The organism is Microbispora sp. NPDC046973 (assembly GCF_040644495.1).
GTDB lineage: Bacteria > Actinomycetota > Actinomycetes > Streptosporangiales > Streptosporangiaceae > Microbispora.
In genome coordinates this window covers 66,954-74,265 of record NZ_JBEYWQ010000033.1, presented here as the reverse complement: position 1 = coordinate 74,265, position 7,312 = coordinate 66,954, and the positions used below count along the sequence as shown (strand labels likewise).

The window sequence follows — 7,312 nt, the reverse complement described above, 5'->3', positions numbered from 1 at the left end:
TGGTCACGCTGGCGGCGCCGCCACCAACACATCTCCAAGATCAGCCACTACCGCCGAAGACAGTCAGGGATAACAAAGTGATGCTGGAGTACTAGGGAGTGTCTGACAAATGCTGCCCGTCGCGAGCGTGGATTCAGGTGGATGCATCGCAAGGCGGAGGAGGAGGCCATAGCGGAGCTATGGGCGACGACGACAACGCAGCGAGGCGCCGCCTGGGCCACGCGCAGCAGGGCCATGATTTGTCAGGCACGACCTAGACCGGGAGAGCGGCGGCGTCGTGCCGCAGGGCCATGACCAGCAGGGTCGCGATCAACGTGGCGATGAGCAGCCAGCTCACCGCGATGATCACGGTGGAGCGACCCGGCCGGCGGCGGCCCGTGCTCCTCCCCTGCCGCCCGCGCCCCGCGCGGTGGTTGAACGACTCGAGCCTGGCCGCAAGTTTCGGGTCCTCGTCGGTGAGGTGCCGCTCGATCATCGCCAGCATCCGCTCTTCGTCCTGCGACCAGGCCATCGCGCAACTCTCCCAGAACGCAAGGTATGTGCCGACGTTCTGCCCAACGATGAAGATCGTTAGCCGTTTCCAGGGCCGCGATTTACGATGCGTTGCACGTTGCGATCTTCATCGAACCTCTGTTCTAATCGGAGAGTGCGGTGGGACGGGCTGCGCCTCGACGTGGGCATGGACACGGGGGACACGGGGGACGGCGGGCGTGATGGCGGGCAGGGCGAGACGACGCCCCTGTTCGCCCGGTCGGCCGTGACGCGGACCTTCGACACCCCGGAGTTCCGTGGCGTCACCTTCTATGAGATCCACGCGCGGTCGATCATCAACCGGGTTCCCTCGGCCAGCCGGGTTCCGTTCGAGTGGACGGTCAACCCCTACCGTGGCTGCACCCACGCGTGCACGTACTGCTTCGCCCGCCGGACGCACGAATACCTCGACCTGGACTCCGGGCGGGACTTCGACTCGAAGATCGTCGTGAAGGTCAACGCCCCCGACCTCGTCCGCAAGGAGCTCGCGGCACCCCGGTGGGGCGGGCACCCCATCGCCATGGGGACCAACGTCGACTGCTACCAGCGCGCCGAGGGCCGCTACCGGCTGATGCCGGGCATCCTCGCGGCCCTGCGGGACGCCCGCAACCCGTTCTCGATCCTCACCAAGGGCTCACTGATCCTGCGCGACCTCGGGCTGCTCGCCGAGGCGGCAGAGGTGACCGACGTCAGCACGGCCGTCTCGATCGGGTTCACCGACGAGTCGCTGTGGCGGGCCGTCGAGCCGGGCACCCCCTCGCCCCGCAAGCGGCTGGAGGTGTGCGCCACCCTGAACGAGCGCGGCATCCCGTGCGGCGTGCTCATGGCGCCGATCCTCCCCTATCTGAGCGACTCTCCCCGGGCGCTGGAGGCCACCGTGCGCCACATCGCCGAGACCGGCGCGACGCACGTCACACCGATCGTGCTCCACCTGCGGCCGGGTGCCCGCGAGTGGTTCATGGCCTGGCTGTCGCGCGAGCACCCCCGGCTCGTGCCCCGCTATCTGGAGCTGTACGGCCGGGGCGCCTACGCTCCGAAGGCGTACCAGGAACGGATCGGCCACGCCGTGCGCGCGCTCGCCCGCGAGCACGGCATCGGCCGGTCGGTCCCGCGCGGTGATCGCGCGGCGGAGGCCCGCGGCGGCGCAGCGGCGGGCGCGCGCGGCGTCCGTGCCGGGCGACGGCCCGGCGAGCGACCGGTCGCCCCGCCCGCACCGGCCGCGACGCCCGAACAGCTCACGCTCCTTTAGACGGCCGCCGGCAGGTGCGGCTGCTCCTGCTCGGGCGCGGGACGGGCCGGGCCGGGCCGTCAGGTGTCGCCGGCCTCCGGGGGCTCGGCGAAAGCGCCGGCGGATGCGGCGAGGGTGGCGGTTCTGGCCGCCTGGCCGGGCAGGTCCGGCGCGGGTGGCGTGCGGAGAAGCACCAGCTGGTGATACAGGGGCGCGGTGGCGGCGATGAGCAGTCGCCGGGCGTCGGTGCGCGGCGGGAGTTCGGCGCGCTCGACGGCCCTGCGGACGATGACCTCGCAGCGGGCGTAGCGGTCCTCCCAGAGCCGTCGCTGGGCGTGGTCGGCCTGCTCGGAGCGGAACGACGCGGCGATCAGGGCCGCCACGATCGGCGGCTCCGCGGTGAGCGCGTCCTGGATCTCGCGGTTCAGCGCCGCCAGGTCGCCCTCCAGGGAGCCGGTGTCCGGGGGCTGCCAGGCGTCGTCGCCCGCCGCGTCCAGGACGTCGGCGAGCAGCCCGCCGACGTCTCCCCAGCGCCGGTACACCGTCGCCCGGTGCACACCCGCGCGGGCGGCGACGGCTTCGATGGTGAGCCCGTCATAGCCGTGCTCTCCGAGCTCGGCGAGCACCGCGTCGAGCACCTGCCTGCGGATACGGGCGGTACGGCCGCCAGGGCGGCGCCGAGGCGACGGCACAGGCCCGGCGCCGTCCGGTTGTGGTGCTGAAGAAGTCATCGCTGGTGGTCCGGTTGCTCGGTGAGACGAGGGCGTGGCAGGATCTTAACGCATCAACTGTCGCAATAATGATGTAATCGATGCTCTTTCAGAGCGTCCGGCAGGAAGGAATCGACGCGTGATGCCCGCTGTGCCCGCCGACCCGACCGTGCTGCATCCGATGCCCGGGCAACCGCGGGTGGTGCTGCTGAAACCCTTGATCACCTCACCGCTGATCGAGGTCGGAGAGTTCTCCTACTACGACGATCCGGACGACCCGACCGCCTTCGAGACCCGCAACGTGCTGTACCACTACGGGCCGGAGAAGCTGGTCATCGGGAAGTTCTGCGCGCTGGGCGAGGGCGTGCGGTTCATCATGAACGGCGCCAACCACCGCATGGACGGCCCCTCGACGTTCCCCTTCCCGATCATGGGCGGTTCCTGGGCGGAGCACTTCGACCTCATCACCGGCCTGCCGGGACGGGGCGACACCGTGGTGGGCAACGACGTGTGGCTCGGATACCGGGCCATGGTGATGCCCGGCGTACGCATCGGCCACGGAGCGATCATCGCCTCCGGGTCCGTCGTTGTCGACGACGTGCCCGACTACGGCATCGCCGGCGGCAACCCCGCCAGGCTCATCCGCCGCCGCTACGACGACGCGGACATCGAGCGCCTCCTCACGCTCGCCTGGTGGGACTGGCCGCTCCAGCACATCACCGAACACCTCCGCACGATCATGTCCGGAAGCGTCGACGACCTGGAGAAGGCGGCGCCGCCACTCCCCCACGGATGATCCGGCGCTTCAGAGTTCCCAGCACTTCGGAATCGAGTCATCAGCATGCCTGCCTCCTCCCCCCACAACCCGTTCGCCGACCGGCTTCGCGCCCACGCCGTCCCGCTCACCCACCTCGACCCGGAGGCGCCGCTCGACGACCTGGAGCCACTTGCCGACATCGTCGGCGACGCGCGCGTCGTCGCGCTCGGTGAGAACTCGCACTTCATCACCGAGTTCTCGCTGCTGCGCCGGCGCATCCTGCGCTTCCTGGCCGAACGCTGCGGCTTCACCGTCCTGGCCTTCGAGTACGGCTTCAGCGAAGGCTTCCCCCTCGACGCCTGGGCCCAGGGCCAGGGGACGAACGACGACCTGGCGGCGCAGCTCGCCGCGGCCATTCCTGTGGGAGTCGAGGAGCCGCTGCGCTGGATACGCCGGCACAACGCCACCGCCGGGGTGCCGGTGCGCTTCGCCGGGATCGACGTCCCCGCGGCCGGTGGCTCCCTGCTTCCCGCCCTGGCCCCCGTCGCCGACTACCTGCGTCAGATCGACCCCGAGACCCTCCCGCTGGTCCAGCAGGCCATGCGGATCGCCGAGTCGTTCGCCGGGGCGTCCGCGGCCTCGGCCGCGCCGGCCTGGACCCGACTGGCCGCCGCCGAGCAGGACGCCCTCAGCGCGGCCCTGATGCGCCTGCTCATCCGGTTCCGTGCCGTCGAGGTGCTGTACGTCTCCCGCGGCGACCGCCACAGTTACGACATCGCCCTGCGCCGGATCGAGGCCGCCTGCCACGCCGACTACGGCTTTCGCGCCATGGCCGGCCTGTACGCCGGCACCGGCCTGACCGCCGACACCTCGGCCCGGGACGTCTACATGGCCGGGTCGGTGCTGTGGCACCTGGAGCGCTTCGGCCCCGGCACCCGCATCGTGCTGGCGGCCCACAACGCCCACATCCAGAAAACGCCGGTCTTGTTCGACGGCCACCTCACCGGGCTCCCCATGGGACAGCACCTTCACGACTCCCTGGCCGATGACTACGTCGCCCTCGCCCTGACCAGCATCACCGGACACACTGCCGACATGCGCCCTGACGAGAACGCGCGCTTCGGGTTCGCCGTCGACAACGCGAAGCTTGAGCCGCCCGAGCAGGGCAGCATCGAGGCCGCCTTCGCCGATGCCGGGCTCGGGCTGAGCGTCGCCGATCTCCGCCGGGCGCGTACGGAGGCTTCCGGCGGTGCGGGCCCCGACCGCATCCGGATCCAGAGCGCCTACGTGCACACCCCCGTCCTCGACGCGTTCGACGGCATCGTCACCACGCCGATCTCCACCGTCGCCGGCGACATCGAGACCTGAGAACCAGAGGGATCGGGGCGACGAGGCACGCTTGTCGCGACCACCGATCCAGGAGCAACGAAAGGATTGCCACAAATGGTCTTCACCCAGGCCGAGCTCGACTACCTGGCCACACAACGGATCGGGCGGCTGGCCACCGTCTCACCCGACGGGCAGGTGCAGAACAACCCGACCAACTTCTTCCTCGACGCCGCCACCGGCACGATCGTCATCGGCGGGGGCGCGCTGGGCAGGTCGAAGAAGTTCCGGAACGTCCAGCAGGGCAGCACGGTCGCGTTCGTCGTGGACGACCTGGCGTCGGTCGATCCGTGGGCGCCCCGGGGTGTCGAGATCCGGGGCAAGGCGGCGGCGCTGACCGATCAGGAGCCGCCCCTGCCCGGCCTGTCCCGAGAGATCATCAGGATCACTCCCACCAAGATCGTCTCTTGGGGGTTGGGCGGGCCGCGAGCCGGCCGTGCGGTGTGACGCTACCGGCCGGGCCGTTCCTCGCGGGCGTGCGGCCCCGGACGCGTGCCCGTGCGGATACGATCGGCGGCCGTGGAGGACGACGCCGAGAACTTCGTCCGCGCGCACACCAGGCTCGCGGCCGTGCCGTACGTGCCGGAGATCCGGCTGCTCCTGATCACGCCCGGCACCGTGCCGAATACCGTGCCTGATACCGGGCCGGGCACGGGCGGGGACGACCACGTGTACGAGCTGTGGGAGCGCGCCGGGCGGCTGCCCTTCTGGGCCTGCCCCTGGGCCGGAGGGCAGGCGCTGGCCCGCCACGTGCTCGACCACCCCGAGATCGTGCGGGGCCGCACCGTCCTCGATCTCGCCACCGGCTCGGGGCTGGTCGCGGTCGCCGCGGCGCTGGCCGGAGCCGCCCTGGTCGTCGCCAACGACGTCGACCCGTACGCGCTGGCGGCCGTCGGCGTGAACGCCCGCGCCAACGGCGTCGCGGTGCGCGTCGCCGGGGGCGACCTGCTCGACGGGACGCCGTCCCAGCAGGTCGTGCTGGCCGGAGACGTCTACTACGAGGAGCCGCTGGCCCGGCGGGTCACCCCGTTCCTGTCCCGGGCCGCCGGTGATGTCCTTATCGGGGTGCCCGACCGCGCCTGCTCCTATCTCCCCGAGGGCGTGTTCGAGCAGGTCGGGGTGCATCAGGTGCCCGCCTTCCTGGAGGACGCCCCCAGCAAACGGACGACCATATATCGGCTTTCCAAGCATTGTGTGACCTAGTTCACAACAACGGGACAACTGCCGGTTACGTCATAGGGAAAGGGGATCTTCGTCTGACACGAAACGGGGCGTGACTGTGTCTTCTCTTCACCGCAGGGTGGCAAGGAAAGCGGCCAGGGCGGTCGTACGGGCGCTGGAGGCCCGTGACCGCCGGCGCGCCCGGTCGGCGCCGCCGCCCGACGGTCACGAGATCCGCATCCTGCTGCTGCACGCCAACGGCATGGGCGGCACGATCCGCACGGTCTTCAACCTCGCCGGATATCTGGCACGCACCCACGACGTCGAGATCGTGAGCGTCGTGCGGGAACGCGAGGAGCCCTTCCTCCCCGTTCCTCCCGGAGTGCGCGTCCGCTACCTCGACGACCGGCTGCCCCGCCGCAAGGGCCTGCTGTCGCGGTTCCCGAGCAGGCTGGTGCCGAAGGACGAGGCGGCCTACCACTGGTTCACCCTGCGCACCGACCTCAAGCTGGTCCGCTACATCCGCTCCCGCCGCAGGGGCATCCTCATCGGGACCCGGCCCGGCTTGAACCTGATCGCCGCGCGCTTCGCACCCCCGGAGATCATCACGGTCGCCCAGGAGCACGGGAACCTGTCCTCGCACCAGCCGCTGGTCCGCAAACAGATCACCCGCAGGTATGGCAGGCACGACGCGGTCGTCACCCTCACCCAGGCCGACCTGCGCACCTACGAGCGGTCCTTCGAGAAGGCCCGCAAGGGCCGGCCGGCCGTGCTGGCGCAGGTGCCCAACGCGACGCCCCGCCTGAACGGCGGCGTCTCGCCGCTCACCGCGAAGACCGTCGTCACCGTGGGCCGCCTGACCTGGGGCAAGGGCTACGACCTGCTCATCCGCGCGTGGGCGCACGTGGCGGAGCGGCACCCGGACTGGACGCTGCGGATCTACGGCGGCGGCCCCCGGCAGGAGAAGCTCCAGGCGTCGATCGACAAGCGCGGGCTGTCCGAGCGGGTGTTCCTCGAAGGCCCGGCCGAGGACGTCGGCGCCGTCCTCGCCGACGCCTCGATGTTCGTGCTGAGCTCCCGCCACGAGGGCATGCCGATGGTCATCCTCGAGGCCATGAGCAAGGGCGTGCCCGTCGTCAGCTACAACTGCCCGACCGGCCCCAAGGAGATGATCACCCATGGCCACGACGGGCTGCTGGTGAAGCCGGAGAAGATCCACGCGATGGCCGACGCCATCTGCACGCTCATCGAGGACGAGGACCTGCGCCGCGAGATGGGAGCCAACGCGCTCACGACGGCCGCGCGCTACGACCTCGACGTCATCGGCGCCCGGTGGGAGGACCTGCTGTCCGGCCTGGTGGACCGGCGGCGCGCTCTCCCGCCCGGCGCCCCGCTGACGTACGAACCGGCCGGGACCGGCGAGCACGACGCCGGGGAACGGCCGGGTCCCCTCGACGCCGCCGCGCTCGACGCCGGCCGTACGCCGGACGGGCGGACGGCCCGCCTCAGCCAGAACGCCTGAACCATGGGCCGAGGGCG

At 71.0% G+C, this 7,312-nt stretch carries 8 protein-coding genes; 6 read left to right on the top strand and 2 right to left on the bottom strand.

Features of this window, described 5'->3' with window-relative positions:
- Window positions 1-253: 253 nt before the first annotated feature.
- Window positions 254-511, bottom strand: a complete 258-nt coding sequence (locus ABZ860_RS36580; RefSeq protein ID WP_357229514.1) for a DUF3040 domain-containing protein — start codon at window positions 509-511, stop codon at window positions 254-256.
- 135 nt (window positions 512-646) lie between these two features.
- Between ABZ860_RS36580 and ABZ860_RS36575 the strand changes: the two genes are divergently transcribed.
- On the top strand, window positions 647-1,780 hold the full coding sequence (locus ABZ860_RS36575; protein ID WP_357229511.1) for an Rv2578c family radical SAM protein: 1,134 nt from the start codon (window positions 647-649) through the stop codon (window positions 1,778-1,780).
- 59 nt (window positions 1,781-1,839) lie between these two features.
- Here the strand turns inward: ABZ860_RS36575 and ABZ860_RS36570 are convergent, their stop codons facing one another.
- The gene (locus ABZ860_RS36570; RefSeq protein ID WP_357229509.1) at window positions 1,840-2,397 is read right to left on the bottom strand and encodes a TetR/AcrR family transcriptional regulator; all 558 of its coding nucleotides are present in this window, start codon (window positions 2,395-2,397) and stop codon (window positions 1,840-1,842) included.
- 214 nt (window positions 2,398-2,611) lie between these two features.
- On the opposite strand from ABZ860_RS36570, the gene ABZ860_RS36565 reads away from it, so the two are divergent.
- The 5 genes from ABZ860_RS36565 to ABZ860_RS36545 all read left to right on the top strand — a co-directional run bounded on the left by ABZ860_RS36565 (window position 2,612) and on the right by ABZ860_RS36545 (window position 7,295).
- The gene (locus tag ABZ860_RS36565) at window positions 2,612-3,265 is read left to right on the top strand and encodes a CatB-related O-acetyltransferase (RefSeq protein ID WP_357229522.1); all 654 of its coding nucleotides are present in this window, start codon (window positions 2,612-2,614) and stop codon (window positions 3,263-3,265) included.
- A gap of 45 nt (window positions 3,266-3,310) precedes the next feature.
- Complete coding sequence (locus ABZ860_RS36560) at window positions 3,311-4,594, top strand: erythromycin esterase family protein (protein WP_357229506.1); 1,284 nt, start codon at window positions 3,311-3,313, stop codon at window positions 4,592-4,594.
- 75 nt (window positions 4,595-4,669) lie between these two features.
- Window positions 4,670-5,059: a PPOX class F420-dependent oxidoreductase gene (locus ABZ860_RS36555; protein ID WP_357229503.1), complete on the top strand. Its 390-nt coding sequence runs from the start codon at window positions 4,670-4,672 to the stop codon at window positions 5,057-5,059.
- A gap of 72 nt (window positions 5,060-5,131) precedes the next feature.
- Window positions 5,132-5,815: a 50S ribosomal protein L11 methyltransferase gene (locus ABZ860_RS36550; RefSeq protein ID WP_357229500.1), complete on the top strand. Its 684-nt coding sequence runs from the start codon at window positions 5,132-5,134 to the stop codon at window positions 5,813-5,815.
- Window positions 5,816-5,912: 97 nt separating this feature from the next.
- Entirely contained in the window at window positions 5,913-7,295 is a 1,383-nt protein-coding gene (locus ABZ860_RS36545) for a glycosyltransferase family 4 protein (protein ID WP_357229497.1), read from the top strand.
- Window positions 7,296-7,312: the final 17 nt, after the last annotated feature.